The organism is Arenibaculum pallidiluteum (assembly GCF_017355985.1).
In the GTDB taxonomy this organism is placed as follows: Bacteria; Pseudomonadota; Alphaproteobacteria; order Azospirillales; family Azospirillaceae; genus Arenibaculum; species Arenibaculum pallidiluteum.
On record NZ_JAFIQU010000016.1, the window covers coordinates 134,421 to 149,915 of the forward strand.

16 protein-coding genes are annotated in these 15,495 nt (G+C 73.3%); 8 read left to right on the plus strand and 8 right to left on the minus strand.

The features are described 5' to 3' along the window. The first annotated feature begins 3 nt into the window (after positions 1 to 3). Together JUB13_RS24495 and JUB13_RS24500 are read left to right on the plus strand one after the other, a co-directional pair. Positions 4 to 861, plus strand: coding sequence for an alpha/beta hydrolase (locus JUB13_RS24495; RefSeq protein ID WP_207483666.1), 858 nt, complete (start codon positions 4 to 6; stop codon positions 859 to 861). A 68-nt stretch (positions 862 to 929) separates the two neighbouring features. After that, positions 930 to 1,220, plus strand: a complete 291-nt coding sequence (locus JUB13_RS24500; protein ID WP_207483668.1) for a DUF2218 domain-containing protein — start codon at positions 930 to 932, stop codon at positions 1,218 to 1,220. 8 nt (positions 1,221 to 1,228) lie between these two features. On the opposite strand, the gene JUB13_RS24505 is transcribed toward JUB13_RS24500, so the two are convergent. From JUB13_RS24505 to exbB, 3 genes are read right to left on the minus strand one after another with little or no spacing between them, the layout of a single operon-like run. Continuing rightward, positions 1,229 to 2,104: an energy transducer TonB family protein gene (locus JUB13_RS24505; protein WP_207483671.1), complete on the minus strand. Its 876-nt coding sequence runs from the start codon at positions 2,102 to 2,104 to the stop codon at positions 1,229 to 1,231. Further along, positions 2,101 to 2,577: a TonB system transport protein ExbD gene (exbD, locus tag JUB13_RS24510; protein WP_207483674.1), complete on the minus strand. Its 477-nt coding sequence runs from the start codon at positions 2,575 to 2,577 to the stop codon at positions 2,101 to 2,103. Before exbD ends, JUB13_RS24505 begins: the two co-directional genes overlap by 4 nt. 4 nt (positions 2,578 to 2,581) lie before the next feature. Next, entirely contained in the window at positions 2,582 to 3,544 is a 963-nt protein-coding gene (gene exbB / locus JUB13_RS24515) for a tonB-system energizer ExbB (protein ID WP_207483676.1), read from the minus strand. A 151-nt stretch (positions 3,545 to 3,695) separates the two neighbouring features. On the opposite strand from exbB, the gene JUB13_RS24520 reads away from it, so the two are divergent. From JUB13_RS24520 to JUB13_RS24545, 6 genes are all read left to right on the plus strand, one after another. After that, positions 3,696 to 4,964, plus strand: coding sequence for an imelysin family protein (locus tag JUB13_RS24520; RefSeq protein WP_207483679.1), 1,269 nt, complete (start codon positions 3,696 to 3,698; stop codon positions 4,962 to 4,964). A gap of 203 nt (positions 4,965 to 5,167) precedes the next feature. Continuing rightward, positions 5,168 to 6,505: a multicopper oxidase family protein gene (locus tag JUB13_RS24525; RefSeq protein WP_328703004.1), complete on the plus strand. Its 1,338-nt coding sequence runs from the start codon at positions 5,168 to 5,170 to the stop codon at positions 6,503 to 6,505. A gap of 10 nt (positions 6,506 to 6,515) precedes the next feature. Then, complete coding sequence (locus JUB13_RS24530; protein ID WP_207483684.1) at positions 6,516 to 7,820, plus strand: di-heme oxidoredictase family protein; 1,305 nt, start codon at positions 6,516 to 6,518, stop codon at positions 7,818 to 7,820. A gap of 14 nt (positions 7,821 to 7,834) precedes the next feature. Beyond that, on the plus strand, positions 7,835 to 8,935 hold the full coding sequence (locus tag JUB13_RS24535) for an imelysin family protein (RefSeq protein ID WP_207483687.1): 1,101 nt from the start codon (positions 7,835 to 7,837) through the stop codon (positions 8,933 to 8,935). A 1-nt stretch (position 8,936) separates the two neighbouring features. Further along, positions 8,937 to 10,070 carry a DUF1513 domain-containing protein gene (locus JUB13_RS24540; protein WP_236025187.1) on the plus strand — a complete coding sequence of 378 codons (1,134 nt, stop codon included), beginning with the start codon at positions 8,937 to 8,939 and terminating at the stop codon, positions 10,068 to 10,070. Between the two features lie 547 nt (positions 10,071 to 10,617). Next, positions 10,618 to 11,079: a DUF4167 domain-containing protein gene (locus JUB13_RS24545; protein ID WP_207483692.1), complete on the plus strand. Its 462-nt coding sequence runs from the start codon at positions 10,618 to 10,620 to the stop codon at positions 11,077 to 11,079. 102 nt (positions 11,080 to 11,181) lie between these two features. Here JUB13_RS24545 and ogt read toward each other — a convergent pair whose 3' ends face one another. From ogt to JUB13_RS24570, 5 genes are all read right to left on the minus strand, one after another. Then, positions 11,182 to 11,709, minus strand: coding sequence for a methylated-DNA--[protein]-cysteine S-methyltransferase (gene ogt, locus JUB13_RS24550; protein ID WP_207483695.1), 528 nt, complete (start codon positions 11,707 to 11,709; stop codon positions 11,182 to 11,184). Continuing rightward, positions 11,702 to 13,255 (minus strand): AlkA N-terminal domain-containing protein, encoded by a 1,554-nt coding sequence (locus tag JUB13_RS24555; protein WP_207483698.1) that lies wholly within the window; start codon positions 13,253 to 13,255, stop codon positions 11,702 to 11,704. Before JUB13_RS24555 ends, ogt begins: the two co-directional genes overlap by 8 nt. An 81-nt stretch (positions 13,256 to 13,336) precedes the next feature. Further along, positions 13,337 to 14,101: an MOSC domain-containing protein gene (locus JUB13_RS24560; protein ID WP_207483700.1), complete on the minus strand. Its 765-nt coding sequence runs from the start codon at positions 14,099 to 14,101 to the stop codon at positions 13,337 to 13,339. 145 nt (positions 14,102 to 14,246) lie between these two features. Beyond that, positions 14,247 to 14,747, minus strand: coding sequence for an NUDIX domain-containing protein (locus JUB13_RS24565; RefSeq protein WP_207483703.1), 501 nt, complete (start codon positions 14,745 to 14,747; stop codon positions 14,247 to 14,249). Positions 14,748 to 14,775: 28 nt separating this feature from the next. After that, on the minus strand, positions 14,776 to 15,114 hold the full coding sequence (locus JUB13_RS24570) for a hypothetical protein (RefSeq protein ID WP_207483706.1): 339 nt from the start codon (positions 15,112 to 15,114) through the stop codon (positions 14,776 to 14,778). Positions 15,115 to 15,495 lie beyond the last annotated feature (381 nt).

Consider the following 15,495-nt stretch of genomic DNA (forward strand, 5'->3'; position numbering starts at 1 on the left):
CGGATGGGCGAGCGGCCGATCCCCGCGCCCGTCACCGTCCCGGGCGCGGAACAGTGGGACATCGTCTCCCTCGCAACGGGCGGGGTTCACCGGATCATGCTCTGGCTGCCCCAGGGGCCGCCGCCGGCCGGCGGCTTCCCGGTCCTCTACCTGCTGGACGGCAACGCCACCTTCGCAACGGCGGTGGACGCCCTGCGGATCCGCATCCGGCGCAACGACGCGACTGGCGTTCCGCCCGCGGTGGTGGTCGGCATCGGCTATCCCACGGACGAGCCTTTCGCCATCGAGCGGCGCAGCGTGGACCTGACGCCGCCCGGTACCGGGGTCCCCGGAACCGGCGGCGCCACTGCCTTCCTGCGCTTCATCGAAGAAGAGCTGAAGCCGGCCGTAGCCCGCGCCCTGCCGGTCGATCCCGGTCGGCAGTCCATTCTGGGGCATTCCTACGGCGGCCTCTTCGTCCTGCATGTCCTCTTCACCAGCCCCGGGTCGTTCCAGACCTATGTGGCGGGCAGCCCTTCCATCTGGTTCGGCGACCGGCGGGTCCTGGCCGGGGAGGCGCCCTTCGCCGCGTCGCTGGCCGAGCGGCCGGCAGGGACGCTGCGGCTGCTGGTGGGTGTCGGCGGGCACGAGCAGGATCTGAGCCCCGCCGAGCGCCGTAGCCCCCATGCGGCCGCAAGGGCGGTCCGCAAGGCCGGAAACCGCATGGTGGACGAGGCGGCCGCGCTGGCGGCGCGCCTCGCACCTCTGTCCATTCATGGATTGCGGACCGAGTTCGTCCAGTTCGCCGGCGAGGACCACGCCTCGGTCCTGCCGGTGCTGATCGGGCGCGGCATCGGCTTCGCCCTTCTGCCGTCGGATTAGGCCCGGGAAGACCCCGGCGCCGCCCGGCAGGCCGGCCGGCGGCATAACCCAAACCCAGGCGAGGAACGATGTTCGAATCCAAGGCGCGGGTCGAGACGGCGGCCGGGAGCAAGTACCTGGTCCAGCTCTGCAAGCACTTCGCCCACAAGATCACCGTAGAGTACGGCGAGGGACGCGGCCGCGCGCAGTTTCCCTTCGGCCTGTGCCTGATGACGGCCGAGCCGGACGCGCTGCACCTGTGCTGCCAGGCCGAGGATGCCGAGGCGCTGGCGCGCATCGAGTGGATCCTGACGGACCATCTGCAGCGCTTCGCCTGGCGCGAGAAGCCGGCGATCACCTTCAGCCGGGACGTGGGCTGACGCCAGCCCTATCGCGGCTGGAACTGCACCGGGACGACGACCTCGACCGAGTCGCGGTCGATCTCAGCCGGCGGGGCCGGGAAGGGCGAGGCACGCTGGACGAGCTCCAGCGTCTCGCGGTCCAGGGCTTCGTTGCCGGAGCTCTGCTCCAGGCGGAAGGACAGGAGCCGGCCCTGACGGTCCAGCGTGAAGCGCACCTGGGTGACCTGTGTGCGCCTGATCAGCGTTCCCCGCAGCGGGCGCTTGTGCCGCTCCAGATGCCCCAGCAGGAGCCCCTGCCAGGTCGGCATCACCCGGCTCAGATTGGGCGAGGGCGGGGCCGGCGTGGGGGGCGCCACGGTCGGGGCGGCGGGGGCCGGCGCCGCCGGGGCCGCGGCCTGCTGCTGCACAGGCGCGGGCTCGGGCGCCGGGCGGATCTCGGTGCGCTCGACGCGCGGCGGCTCTGGGCGGCGCTGGACCGGCCTCGGCTTCACCGGCGGGGGCGGCGGGGCCACGGCCACCTCGGGCTCCGGCGCGGGCGTGGGAATCGGCTCCGGCTCTATCAGCGGCTCGGGAGGCGGAGGTTCGGGCTCGGGCACGGCGACCGGTTCCGGCGGCGGGGGCTCGGGTGCCGGCTCCGGCTCGGGCTCCGGCTGCACCTGCGGCGGGGCAGGCGCCGGGGCCGGGTCCATCGCCTCGGCCGGTGGGACCGGAAGTGGTGCCAGATCGATCATCACGGCCGCCGGGGGCGCAGCCGCGACTTCGGCGACATGCTGGCGCAGCAGGTAGGCTCCGCCCGCCAGATGAAGGGCGAGCACGGCCATGAAGCTCGCGGCCCAGCGCAGCCCGTCTCCTTCGCGGCCGGAATCGGCGAAGCCGCCCCGGGCAGACCCTGCCGCGGTCATGGCGCCGTGCCGGCCGCTGCGGCGGGAGCGGCCGCTGCGGCGCCCGGTGCGGCCGAGGCCGCATCATCCAGCCCGACCAGCGCCACCTTCAGGTAGCCGGCGGCGCGCAGGGCGTTCATCACCTCCATCAGCGCGCCGTAGTCGACGCTGCGGTCCGCGCGCAGGAAGATCCGGGTCTCCCGGTCGCCATGCGCGGCCGCGTCCAGCGCCCCGCCGAGCGCGTCGCGCGCGACCGGCGCATCGCCCAGCGCCAGCGACAGGTCGGACTTGACGGTCAGGAACATCGGCTTGTCCGGCCGCGGCTGCGGCGCGGCAGTGGAGGCCGGCAGGTCGACCGGCACATCCACCGTGGCGAGCGGGGCCGCCACCATGAAGATGATCAGCAGGACCAGGATCACGTCGATGAAGGGCGTGACGTTGATCTCGTGGTTCTCGGCGAGATCGTCGTCGCCGTGGTCGAGCCGGACTCCCATGGCGCTACTCCGCCGCGGCGGCGCGGCGGGCCGCCGTCCGGTCGAGGTCGCGGGACACCAGCCGCATCACGGCGGCCGAGGAGTCCGCCAGCACGGCCCGGTATCCCGAGGTGCCGCGGGCGAACATGTTGTAGATCACCACCGCCGGGATCGCCGCGACGAGGCCGATGGCGGTCGCCAGCAGCGCCTCGGCGATGCCGGGGGCGACGACCGCGAGATTGGTGGTGTGCGCCTTCGAGATGCCGATGAAGCTGTTCATGATGCCCCAGACGGTGCCGAACAGGCCCACGAAGGGGGCCGTCGACCCGATGGTGGCGAGGATGCCGGTGCCCCGGGTCATGCGCCGGGCCGCGCCGGCCTCGATCCGCTCCAGCCGCGACGCCACGCGCTCCTTGATGCCGTCCTTCTCGGGCGCCTCAGCCGACTGATGGATCTCGGCCGCCGCGGCGCGGACGAGCTGGGCGGCGGGCGTGCGCTCGAATCCCGTCCGGTCGGCCGCATCGGCCAGCGAGCGCGCCTCGACCAGCGCCGCCAGCGTCCGGCGGGCCCGGCGCTGCGCGGCCGACAGCTCGATCGACTTGGCGAGCCCGATGGTCCAGGTCAGCACCGAGGCGAAGGCCAGCCCCACCATCACCGACTTCACGACCGCGTCCGCGGCCATGAACATCCCCCAGGGTGACAGGTCATGCGGCAGCTGCGCCGGGGCCTCGGGCGCCGGCTCCGCGGAGTCCAGGGGATGCGCCGCGGGGGCGGGAGGCGCCTCGGACTGCGCGGGGGGCGGAACCGGCGCGGGCTCGATGGTCCCGGCCGGCGCGGGCTGCTGCTGCGCCGCGGGCGCTGCGGCCTGCTGGGCCGCGACGGGCGCGGTGGCCCCCAGCGCCAGAAGCACGGCGCAAACGGCAGCCAGACGGCCCCGCTGCGGCGGGGCGGCGCTCCGGCTGTGCCGGTGGGCGGTGGCGGTCGTCATGGCTCTGGCAACTCCGTTCTCGATGGACCGGGCGGCGTTCCCTGTCCCGGACAACTGGCCGCAGGGCGCCTTCGCACCGAGGCCCTGGCGCCTATCCGGTGACAGTGATAATGAGTCGCAATATCCTTGTCTACCGGTCGGAGAGCTTCCCATGTCGCGACGCATCGTCGCCCTGCTGTCGGCGGCCCTTTTTCCACTTCTTCTGGCGCAGCCCGCCGCCGCCCGTCCGGCGGCCAAGGATGTCGTGAAGACCTATGCGGACATTGCCCAGGCCGGGTACGAGGACTCCCTCGCGGGCGCCCGGACCCTGCAGAAGGCCGTGGACGCGCTGATCGCCACGCCGAGCGCGGCGACGCTTGCCGAGGCGCGCCGCGCCTGGGTCGCGGCCCGGGTCCCCTATATGCAGACCGAGGCCTTCCGCTTCGGAAACCCCGCCGTGGACGACTGGGAAGGCAAGGTCAACGCCTGGCCCCTTGACGAGGGGCTGATCGACTATGTCGATGCCGCCTATGCCGCGGGCGAGGACAATCCCTTCGGCGGGGCCAACGTGATCGGCTCGACCCGCATCCGTGCCGGAGGCAAGACGATCGACGTCGCCAGGATCACACCCAAGCTGCTCTCGGAGACGCTGCACGAGGCCGGCGGCGTCGAGGCGAACGTCGCCACCGGCTATCACGCGGTCGAGTTCCTGCTCTGGGGCCAGGACCTGAACGGCACCGGGCCGGGCGCCGGCAACCGGCCCTATACCGATTTCGCCAAGGACGGCTGCACGGGCGGGAACTGCGAGCGCAGGGCCCAGTACCTGAAGGTCGCGACCGACCTGCTGGTCAAGGATCTCGATATCATGGTCAAGGCGTGGGGCCCGAAGGGCAAGGCCCGCGCCTCCATCACCGGGGCCAAGGGCGAGGGCGGCATCGCGCGCATGCTGACCGGGCTCGGCAGCCTCAGCTACGGCGAGCTGGCGGGCGAGCGCATGAAGCTCGGGCTGATGCTCCACGACCCCGAGGAGGAGCACGACTGCTTCTCGGACAACACCCACAACGCCCACTACTACGACCAGGTCGGCATGATGAACGTCTATGCAGGCCAGTACCGCCGCACCGACGGCACGGTCGTGCGCGGCCCCTCGCTCGCGGAATACGTCGCCGGCAAGTCGCCCGAGGCGGATGCCGAGGTGCGGCGCAGCATGGACGCGACGCTGGCGGCCATGCAGGCGATGAAGGACACCGCCGATTCCGGGCGGATGGCCTACGACCAGATGATCGGGAACGGCAACGACGAGGGCAACCGCCTGGTCGCCGCGGCCGTCGACCGGCTGGTTGCGCAGAAGACCGCGCTTGAAGGCGCCGTCAAGGCGTTGGGCGTGAAGATCCGCATCGAGGGCTCCGACAGCCTCGACAATCCCTCGGCGGTGCAGTAGGGCGGGGGCGCGCCGGGCGGCCGCGCCCGGCGCGGATTCCGCCGTACGGTGCTTTGGCTTTCGGTGCTTTTGCGGTGGTGGCGGCGATGGGGCGGCTCGACAGGCGCGGCTTTCTGGCGGCGGGCGCGGCGACTTTCTCGCTGGCGGCCTTGGGGACAGCATCCGGCGGGGCGGCCCCCGCGGTGCGGCCGGCAGCGCCGCCGGTGGCTGACGCCGCCCCGCCCGAGGTGGTGGAGGTCGAGCTGGTCGCCAGGCCCCGGCTGGCGCGGATCCTGCCCGAGCCCGCCGGGCCCACGCCGGTCGCGACCTATTCGGACGCCTTCCCGGGGCCCGTGATCCGGATGCGCCAGGGTCAGCGCCTGCGGGCGCGGCTGGTGAACGGGCTGGACGAGCACACCTCGATCCATTGGCACGGCCTGCGCCTGCCCAACGCCGAGGACGGCGTTCCCTTCCTGACCCAGGCGCCGGTGCCCGCCGGCGCCACCCACACCTATGACTTCGTGCCCCCGGACGCGGGAAGCTTCTTCTTCCATCCCCATTGCGACACGACGCGTCTGCTGGGCCGCGGGCTCGCGGGCCTGCTGATCGTCGAGGAGTCCGACGGCCCCCGCTTCGACGCCGATCTCCCCTGCATGGTGAAGGACTGGCATCTGGAGCCCGATGGCAGGATCGGCACCGTCTCGACCGACCGGGGCGCGGCGCGGGCCGGGACCTTCGGCAATGTCGCGACCGTCAACGGCAGCATCGATCCCGTCATCCCGGTGCCCGCGGGCGGGGACATCCGGATCCGCCTGTTCAACGTCGACAGCTCGCGGATCCTCGACCCCATGCTCGAAGGGGCCGAGGCCTGGATCCTGGCCGTCGACGGCATTCCGATGACCCCGCGCCGTCTGGACGGCTGGCTGGCGGGGCCGGCGACCCGGCTCGACATCGTCTTCCGGGCGCCGAAGACCGGCACGGTTCGGCTGGTCAATGCCTATGCCAGCACGCCCCGGCCGCTGGCGGCGTTCCGCGCCGAGGGGACGCCGCTGTCCAGGGGGCGGTTCCGGCCCCTCCCGCTGCCGGCGGCCGCGATCCCGGCGCCCGACCTCGCCCGGGCCGAGACGCTGCGCTTCGACTTCTCCGCGACCGCGGTCGCCCGCGCCTTCGCTGAGGCCGATCTGGCGGGGCTGCCCTTCGCCGATTCCCTCTGCCTATCGGAGAAGACCTTCTGGGCGATCAACGAGACGCCCTGGCCGGACGCCGGCCACGAACGGCTGCCCCCGCCCCTTGCCGTGCTGGAGCGCGGGCGGACCTACGTGCTGGAGCTGGCGAACCTGACGCCGCACCTCCATCCCATCCACCTGCACGGGCATTCCTTCCTGGTGCTGGGCTCGGACAAGCGCAGCCTGCCGCGCCACTACGCCGACACCGTCCTGCTGGAGCCGCGCGAGCGCATGCGCGTCGCCTTCGTCGCCGACAACCCCGGCGACTGGATGCTCCACTGCCACATCATCGAGCACCAGGAGACCGGGATGATGGGTTTCCTGCGGGTCGCGTGAGGGACGGGGGATGCGGATCCTCCTGGCCGCGGCCGTCGGCCTGCTGGCGGGCGTGGTGGTCGGCGGCGGGTCCGGCGGCGCGATTGCCGACCCCGCGGCGGACGCGCTGGATGCCGCCGCGGGCAAGGCCCTGTTCGAGCGGAGCTGGGTGCCTGCCCCGTCCTCGACGCGCGCCGCCGACGGGCTCGGCCCGCTGTTCAACGCCCGCGCCTGCTCGGCCTGCCATCCCGCCGCGGGGCGCGGAAGGCCCCCGGATCCACCCGACGCCGGGGGCGAGCCCGGCGCCGGCTTCGTCCTGCGCCTGGATGGGGATCCCGTCTATGGGCGGCAGGTCCAGACGCGCGGCGTCTCCGGCGTCCCGCCCGAAGCGCGGGTCGGCGCGACCTACGACGAGGAGCTTGTGCGGCTTCCCGGCGGCGGGACGGTCCGGCTGCGCCGCCCCGGCGTCGTGCTCTCCGGCCTTGCCTACGGGCCGCTGGAGCCCGGCCTCGGCCGGTCCCTGCGCATCGCGCCGCCGCTGCGAGGGCTCGGCCTCCTGGCCGCCGTGCCCGAGACCGAGATCCTGGCGGCGGCCGATCCCGGGGACGGCGACGGCGACGGCATCTCCGGACGGGCCCGGCTGGTGGCCGGCCCGGAAGGAATGCGGGTCGGCCGCTTCGGCTGGAAGGCCGAGAATGCCAGTCTCGAAGGGCAGGTCGGCGAAGCCTTCCTCCTGGATCTCGGCATGTCGGTGCCGGGGCTGCCCGCAGGCTGGGGCGACTGCACGGTCGCGCAGGTGGCCTGCCGCAGCGCGCCCCACGGCGCAGCCGTCGACAGCGAGGGAGTCGAGGCGCCCTCGGTGGTGCTGACGCTGATCTCGCGCTATCTCGGTGACCTGCCGCCCCGTCGCGGCGGCGAACCCGATGCCGCAGGCCTGGCGCTGTTCGCCGCGACCGGTTGCGCCGCCTGCCATCGCCCGGCGCTAGGCACGGCGCCCGCGGCTCCGGGTGCGGAGGCACGGAGGATCTTCGCCTTCACCGACCTGCTGCTGCACGACATGGGGCCGGGCCTCGCCGACGGGCTGGCCGAGGGTGGTGGAGGGCAGGGGGGCGAAGAGGGCGCCTCGGGAAGCGAATGGCGCACGGCCCCGCTCTGGGATCTCGCCGGCCGCGGGGCGCAGGACGGGCGCCTGGCCCTGCTCCACGACGGGCGGGCACGCAGCGTGGCCGAGGCCGTGCTATGGCACGGCGGCGAGGCCGCGTCGGCGCGCGATCGCTTCGCCGGGCTGTCGCGCGCCGAGCGCGACCGGCTCGTCCGCTTCATCCTTTCACCCTGACGGGAAGCCCATCCATGGCGAAGTCCATCCTCCTGCGCGCAGCGGCGGTCCTGATGATGATGCCCCTCGGCATGGGCGCCGCGCTCGGCGCCGATGGCGACGGCGCCTTGCTGCGCCGCTTGGCGGAGACCCACGCGCAGCCCCGGGCCGGGGCGCTGGCCGGTGCCGCGGCCGGGCTCGCCGAGCGGCTCGACCGATTCTGCGCGGCGCCTTCCGCGGCCGGGCTGGCCGAGGCGCGCGCCGGCTTCGATGCCGCCATGGACGGGTGGATGGGCATCCAGCACCTGCGGCCGGGGCCGGCCGCCATGTTCATGCGCGCCGAGCGCATGGCCTTCTGGCCCGAGCGCAACAACGCGGTCGCGCGGCAGCTCGGGCAGATCCTGGCGGCCCGCGATCCCAAGGCGCTGGAACCCCAGGCGATCGCGCGCAGCAGCGTCGCCACCCAGGGGCTGAGCGCGCTCGAGCACCTTCTCTACGCGGAACGGGCAGAGCCGGGCGCGTTCGGCGGCGACGAGACCGGGCGCTACCGCTGCGCCTACGCGGCCGCGGTGGCGCGCAACGTGGCGGGCATGGCCGATGGCATCCGCGCGGACTGGGTGGCGCTGCCAGCCGAGTTCGAGGCCGGCGGACCGACCTCCGTCGCCCCGACGGCGGCCGGGGCGGTGGAGGCGCTCTACGGGGCGCTGGTCACCGCGATGCAGGTCGTCGTCGACCAGAAGCTGCTGGCTCCGCTTGGCGCGGACTCGGCCTCGGCGAAGCCGCGGCTCGCGGAATCGGTCCGGAGCGGCCGCTCGCTGCGCAACGTGGCGCTGAACCTCGCGGCCGTGCGCGCGGCGCTGCTCGGCGAGGGCGGCGGGCCCGGCTTCGTGGCCAGGCTGCCCGCCGGGCCCGAGGGGAATGCCGTCCGGGCCAGGATCGCGGAGGCGTTCGACCGGGCCATCGCGGCGGCCGGGAAGGTGGGGGCGCCGCTCGATCAGGCGGTGGCGGACCCGAAACGCCGGCCGGCGGTGCTGGCGGCCTTCCGCGCGGCCAAGGAGGCCCAGGCACTGGTGGCCGAGACCCTGCCGCCCCTGCTCGGGATCTCGCTGGGCTTCAACGAACTGGATGGGGACTGAGATGGAAATCCATCGGCGCACCTTCCTCGCCGCGTTCGGCGGCGTGCTGGCCCAGCTCGCGGCGGGGCCGGTCGCGGCCTCCGCCGGCGGGCGGCACCTGTTCCTGACGGCCTTCGCCACCGCGCCGGGAAGGCCCGTGGGCTATGGGGTGGCGGCGCTCGACGCCGCGGGGCGCGTGGCCTTCGCGCTGCCGCTCCCGGGCCGCGCCCACGGGGTCGTGCCCCATCCGCGCAGGGCCCAGGCCGTCGTCTTCGAGCGCCGTCCCGGACGGTGGTTCGTTCCCGTCGACCTGGCCACCGCCGCGCTCGGCAAGCCGGTGGAGGTCCCGGCCGGCCGCAGCTTCACGGGGCACGGCGCCTTCGGGCCGGACGGGCGACTTCTCTACGTGGCCGAGGACGACGTCGAGCGCGAGACCGGGTCCATCGGCGTCTACGACGCGGCCGACGGCTACAGGCGCTGCGGCGCCCTGCCGACCCATGGCATCGGTCCGCACGAGCTGATCATGCTCGACGGAGGGCGCGTGCTCGCGGTCGCCAACGGGGGCATCATCACCCATCCGGAGACGGGGCGGGCCAAGCTGAACACCGACGGCCCGGATTCGTCGCTGACCTATGTGGACGCGTCCACGGGCAGGCTGATCGAGGCCGTTCGCCTGCCGGAGGGCCATTCCAACCTGGGCATCCGGCATCTGGCGGAGGTGGCCGGCGGCGGTGTCGTCCTCGGCATGCAGGACGAGCGGCCGACGGGCGAGGTCCAGGCCCTCGTGGCGGTGCACCGGCTCGGATCGCCGGCCCGCATGCTTGCGGCACCCGAGGACGAGCTGGCGCGCTTCCGGGGCTATGTCGGCTCCGTCGCGGCGGGAGCCGGCGGCGCTCTCGTCGCGGCGAGCTCGCCGCGCGGAGGGCTGATCGGCGTCTGGGACGCGGGCACGGGCGCGTGGGTCGGCAGCTTGCCGCTGGCCGACGGCTGCGGGCTCGCGGCCGAGGGCGCGGGCTTCCTGGCCAGCAGCGGTCACGGGCGTCTGCTCGCCGTGGCCGGAAAGGGGGGCGGCGAAGAGGCCGGTACCGACCTTTGCGTCGAGGGAAACCTGCGCCTGGACAATCACCTGACGCCCTGGGCGGGCGGCGCCGTTTGAGAATGTGATCCGTGGCCGCGGCCGGGGGGTGATCCTTTTGGCCAGGGCAGCCTTGCTGCTTCCTTCGGGGCGCGTCATTTTTTCGGGGGTGATAATGATGCGCGCAACCGTTCCGAAAGTTGCTGAATGACCGTTGTCTTCTTTCTCTGCGAATCGACATTCGTGCTCGGACGGGCGCTGATCGCGCGCAATACCCGCCGCAAGCCGCAAAGTCCGCAAGCCCATGGGCCGCTTGCAATATGCAGACACCGCCAAGCGAGCTCTTGACGAATGGGGCCGGAACCCCGATTTGGATGCCATCGAGCGCTGCCTTCAGGGGCGCGTGGACTGTGACCAGCCTAGGTAATTGAAAAAAAGAGGTTGGATTGCAGCCGCGTCCCATTTAGGGTCGTCCCCGACGGCGTGAACCGCCCTCCCATGCGGACCCGTCGCTCGAACCCCGAGAAATCCGCCGCGGATGCGTTCGGCGGAGCCCGGACCCCCGGACGAGGGCTGGTCTTGGCCCGGCGGGACTTTGGAATCTCAAACTGGGGCTCGTTTACTGAGGATGAGACAAGGATCGAACAACAGGCGCTCGCGCGGCCGGGGCAACGGCGGCGGCGGCGGTGGGGGCGGCGGTGGCGGGGGCGGCGGACGCCGGCCCAACAACGTTCCGCTACGGCACCAGACCTTCGACAGCAACGGGCCCGACGTGCGGATCCGGGGCAACGCCTTCCAGGTCTACGAGAAGTACCTGGCGCTGGCCCGCGATGCCCAGTCGGCCGGCGACCGCGTCGCCGCCGAGAACTACCTGCAGCACGCCGAGCACTACTACCGGATCATCGAGCTCATCAACGAGCAGGCCGAGCAGCAGAACCAGCGCAACCCGCAGCAGCGCCAGGGCCGCGACGGCCAGGGCGGCCAGCCGAACGGCGCGGGGATGAACGGCAACGGCGGCTCCTATGATGAGGCCGACGAGGGTGAGGAAGACGATCAGGGCGCTGACGACGAGCGTGCGCTGAACGCCTGAACCCATGCAGGACCCGCGCGGGCCGCGATGCGGCTTTGCGTGTCGACCGCCGACCGGCGCCGCCCCGACGAGGGGCCGGCGCCGGTTCCGTTTCCGCTCCCCTTATTGGCGGACGGAACCGCGCTCGTGCTCCAGCAGCCAGCGCTTGCGCTCGATCCCGCCGCCATAGCCCGTAAGAGAGCCGTCCGCACCCAGGACGCGATGGCAGGGCACCACGACGCCCACCGGATTGGCCCCGTTGGCGAGGCCCACGGCGCGGGCGGCGCCGGGCCGCCCGATGCGGCGCGCGAGCTCGCCATAGGTGATGGTCCCGCCGCAGGGGATTCCGCGCAGGGCCGCCCAGACGCCGCGCTGGAAGGCGGAACCGCCGGTCTCCACCGGCAGGCCACGGATGGCGTCCAGCGCGCCCGCGAAATAGGCCGCCAGCGCCGTCGAAAGGCCGCCCGGATCGGATTCCGGCTCCAGGACGTGGCCGCCGGGTCCGTAATGGATGTCCAGCAGGCGTAGCATCCGGGACTCGTGATCCGTCCAGTCGACTGCCCTGAGCCGGCCCTGGAGGTCGGCCACCACGACAAGCTCGCCGATGGGCGCCGCGATCCGGTCCACGAGCAGGCGCAGGGCATCACCCATGGGCCTGCCCGGCGGCGGCGCGGGCCGCGATGGAGGCGGCATCGGCGGCCCACAGGTGCTGCGCCGCATAGGCGCGCCACGGGCGCCAGGGTTCGGCCTGCCCGCGCAGCTCGGCCGGACTGGGCCGCCGGCCGGCCGTACCCGCGGCGCCGCGCAGCAGCCCGACATCGCTGGCCGGGAAGGCATCGGTCTCGCGAACGGCACGCAGCGCGATGTACTGCGCCGTCCATTCGCCGATTCCAGGGATGGCGCGCAGCCGAGCCACGGTCTCCTCCGCGCTGCCCGCCGGCGCGAACAGGCGCGGATCCGCCTCGGCTGCCGCCGCCAGCGCGGCGAGGGCCGCCTTGCGCGCGCCCGGCATGCGAAGCGCCGCCAGATCGGCGCCAGCGACCTGCGCGGCCGTGGGGAAGGCCGCCCGGAGCGCCGTGTGATGGCGCCGCTCAGGCGGCACGGGGGTGCCGCACAGCGCCGTCAGCCGCCCCGCGAGCCGCCGCGCGGCCTCGACCGAGACCTGCTGGCCCAGCACAGCCCGCACGCCCAGCTCGAACCCGTCCCATCCGCCGGGTACGCGAAGGCCCGGCCGTTCCGCGACCAGTGGTGCCAGCAGCGGGTCCCGCGCGAGATGGGCGGCGATGGCGCCGACATCGGCGCCCAGGTCGAAGGCGCGGCGCAGGCGCGCCACGATGCCCGGCAGGGCGCGCAGGCACGGGAAGCGGATGGTGGCGACCAAGCTCCGTGCCTCGGGCAGGTGGCCGACCTCGACCGAGCCGAGAAGGCCGTCCACGAGCACGGTCCTACGGTAGGTGCCGCCCTCCACCACCTCGACTCCCTCGACCGCGCGGCCGGCCAGATGGGATAGCATCGCGGCCCAGTCGTAGGGCGGCTGGTAGCGCAGGCGCAGCATCACGCCGGTTTCGGCACAGGCGCCTTCGGGCAGGGCTGCGGCGCTGCGGCGCAGCGACCCCGGCGGCCGGCCGTAGAGCTGGCGGAACGTCTCGTTGAAGCGCCGCAGGCTGCCGAAGCCCGCGGCGAGCGCGATCTCGGCCATGGGCATGCGCGTCTCGTGGATCAGCTGCTTGGCGAAGAGGACCCGGCGGGTCTGCGCGACGGCGATCGGCGAGGCGCCGAGATGCTGCCGGAACAGCCGGCGAAGCTGACGACCGCCCACACCCAGCCTTTCGGCGAGCGCCTCCACCGACGCGTCCTCGGCATCGAGCGCGCCGTCTGCGATCAGGGCAAGCCCGCGCGAGACGGTGTTCGAGGTCCCCAGCCAGGCGCCGAGGTCGGGGGCCGTCTCGGGCCGGCAGCGCAGACAGGGACGGAACCCCGCCTCCTGCGCCGCCGCGGCCGAGGCGAAGAAGCGGCAGTTCTCGGGCCTGGGGGTGCGTGCCGGGCAGACCGGCCGGCAGTAGATCCCCGTCGTGGTCACGCCGACGAAGAGGCGGCCATCGAAACGGGCGTCGCGCGCCGCGACGGCCCGGTGGCAGGCCAGGGAATCGAGCTGCGGATCGAGCCGGAAATCAAGCTGGGGATCGAGCGGTTCCATGGCTTGACGATGTCATGGCCGCGCTGCCGGCGCTCGCGGTTTTCGGACGTGGTCACCAGGCCCAGGGGCCTGCCGGCGGGCTCAGGATGCTGGCGCGACGGCATCGCCGGGGGCGATGGCGCCGCCCACAACCACCCTTGCATAGACCCCGCAGTCGGTGTGCCCGTACCCGCGGCGCAGGGCCTGCGGGATGTTCAGGTCCCGCTGACCGGATCCCGGCTCCACATTGGTGGCGGCGCAGCGCCCGATGGTCCGCACGACCTCGAGCTCGGCGGCGCCGATCCGGATGCGCGATCCTACCCAGTGGGCCTCCTCCCAAGGCTGAAGGCCGCCCAGGAGAAGGTTGCCGCGGAAGCGCAGCGGGTCTACCGGCGCGCCCACGATGCGCTGCTCGAGATCATGCACGCTCGCAAGGTTGATGAGCGAGACGAGCTTCTCCTCGGTGTCCGTGAACATCACGCCCGGGGCCTCGATGATGCGCGGGGTCCCCGGGAGCTCCGACTTCAGGTAGGCCGCCAGGAACTGGTCGAGGATCAGGCGCCCCTGGGGCACCGTGATCTGGCCGCGCACGATGCGGCGGCCCCTGCGCAGGATCTCGAGATAGCCGGTCGCGTCATCGAAGCGGCTTTCCAGTGCGGCGAGCCGCTCGTGCTTGACCAGGGTTACGAAGGCGCTCTTGGGCCGCCAGCCGCCTTCCGCGGGGTCGATGCCGGCCGCGCCATGGACGATGGCGAAGCGCCGGTCCTGCGGCAGCCCCTCACAGGCCTGCAGCTCGACGCCATCCAGGCTCTCGGCGCTCAGGCCCTTGACGGGGTATCGCAGGATTCGCTCGACGGTTCCGACCATGTGGCCGTTATGGGGAGCGGCCGCGCCGGCTGTCAATCGTGGCCGCTCGCCTGGGCTTGCGAAGGCGGCTTTCGCCCTGCGCCCGCGAGGGCGCGCCTGCTTTCGCCCTGCGCCCGTGAGGGCGCGTCTGTTCTGGGCCCACCCCTCACCAGTGCTCCTGCGGCGGCGCGCCGCGCCATTCGGCGATACGGCGGCGCGTTGCGGGCGTCGTGTCCGGCGGCAGCGCGTCGGCGTGGAAGAACGCGGCCTCCAGGATCTCGCGCCCGTCGCTCCGCGGCTCGCCTCGCCAGTCCTCGGCCACGTAGACCGCCACATGGTCGCTGTGCCGGCGCCCGAGGCGCAGGCGCAGATAGATGCCCAGAAGGCGCGCCGCGGAGGCCTGGACGCCGCACTCCTCGGCCAGCTCGCGGAGGGCAGCGGCCCGTAGGCTCTCGCCACGGCTCACGCCGCCGCCGGGCAGGTGCCAGCCGGCGACGTAGCTGTGGCGCACCAGCAGCACCCTGCCGGTCCCGTCGGGCACGACCACCCGGACGCCGAGCGTCACCGGCCCGGCCAGCCAGCGCCAGCCCAGCCGGGTCAGGTGCAGCGCGCGAAGCGCCCGGCCCAGCGCGGGGTGTCCCGCCCCGGCCTTGCGTGCTGCGGCCATGCGCCCCGCTCCCGCGGCCCGCCGCGTCTCAGTGGTCCGCGCGGTGCAGGATCGTGTCGCGCAGCCCGGTGTCGTAGTCGAGCCCGGCCGGGGTCACGACGCAGGAGCGCGGGAAGTCGCCGCGGATCATGCCCTTGCGCTCCAGCGCGAGCCAGACTGCGGGGTTGCCGAGCCCGGTCGCGTCGGCGGTCGCGACGACGGCGTCGCCGAGATGGAAATGGTTGCCGTGGGCATGGGGGAACTGGTCCACGACCTTTCCGTCCTCCTCGCCCTCGGCGGGGCGGTCGATCAGGCGCGCAAGCTCCTGGAGGAGGGTCAGCGTCTTCAACTGCAGGGGATTCAGGTTCAGCGGGTTCTTCTTCGCCATTCTCAGCGCTCCGTTGGGGCTGCGGCGCAGTTGAGGACGCCGCACCGGCTCCGTCAAGCGCCCCTGCCGTCGGGAGCCCCTGCGCGCGTGACGCGAGTTCGCGGGCACTCCTTTCGCGCCGCGCCCTGTCCGGCGTCGCCTCCGTCCTGGCCCGTCCGGGACGGGCCTGTGATGAAACGTGGTGAAACAAAAGGTTACTTGGGGCCCACTACCCCAATATGGCAGTAATTGACGGCGACCTTCCCCGTTTCAGAGGGGTGGGCACACCCGAACGACATCAGGGTATACGGCCCATGTGCGGCATCATCGGCATCATCGGCAACGGCGAGGCGGCTCCTCTCCTGGTGGAGGGTTTGCGGCGGCTGGAGTACCGGGGCTACG

Excerpts from the sequence above, each read along its gene's own strand:
- JUB13_RS24495 (WP_207483666.1), top strand. The coding sequence starts at position 4 with ATGGGCGAGCGGCCGATCCCCGCGCCCGTCACCGTCCCGGGCGCGGAA.
- JUB13_RS24500 (WP_207483668.1), top strand. The coding sequence starts at position 930 with ATGTTCGAATCCAAGGCGCGGGTCGAGACGGCGGCCGGGAGCAAGTAC.
- JUB13_RS24505 (WP_207483671.1), bottom strand. The coding sequence starts at position 2,104 with ATGACCGCGGCAGGGTCTGCCCGGGGCGGCTTCGCCGATTCCGGCCGC.
- exbD (WP_207483674.1), bottom strand. The coding sequence starts at position 2,577 with ATGGGAGTCCGGCTCGACCACGGCGACGACGATCTCGCCGAGAACCAC.
- exbB (WP_207483676.1), bottom strand. The coding sequence starts at position 3,544 with ATGACGACCGCCACCGCCCACCGGCACAGCCGGAGCGCCGCCCCGCCG.
- JUB13_RS24520 (WP_207483679.1), top strand. The coding sequence starts at position 3,696 with ATGTCGCGACGCATCGTCGCCCTGCTGTCGGCGGCCCTTTTTCCACTT.
- JUB13_RS24530 (WP_207483684.1), top strand. The coding sequence starts at position 6,516 with ATGCGGATCCTCCTGGCCGCGGCCGTCGGCCTGCTGGCGGGCGTGGTG.
- JUB13_RS24535 (WP_207483687.1), top strand. The coding sequence starts at position 7,835 with ATGGCGAAGTCCATCCTCCTGCGCGCAGCGGCGGTCCTGATGATGATG.
- JUB13_RS24540 (WP_236025187.1), top strand. The coding sequence starts at position 8,937 with ATGGAAATCCATCGGCGCACCTTCCTCGCCGCGTTCGGCGGCGTGCTG.
- JUB13_RS24545 (WP_207483692.1), top strand. The coding sequence starts at position 10,618 with ATGAGACAAGGATCGAACAACAGGCGCTCGCGCGGCCGGGGCAACGGC.
- ogt (WP_207483695.1), bottom strand. The coding sequence starts at position 11,709 with ATGGGTGATGCCCTGCGCCTGCTCGTGGACCGGATCGCGGCGCCCATC.
- JUB13_RS24555 (WP_207483698.1), bottom strand. The coding sequence starts at position 13,255 with ATGGAACCGCTCGATCCCCAGCTTGATTTCCGGCTCGATCCGCAGCTC.
- JUB13_RS24560 (WP_207483700.1), bottom strand. The coding sequence starts at position 14,101 with ATGGTCGGAACCGTCGAGCGAATCCTGCGATACCCCGTCAAGGGCCTG.
- JUB13_RS24565 (WP_207483703.1), bottom strand. The coding sequence starts at position 14,747 with ATGGCCGCAGCACGCAAGGCCGGGGCGGGACACCCCGCGCTGGGCCGG.
- JUB13_RS24570 (WP_207483706.1), bottom strand. The coding sequence starts at position 15,114 with ATGGCGAAGAAGAACCCGCTGAACCTGAATCCCCTGCAGTTGAAGACG.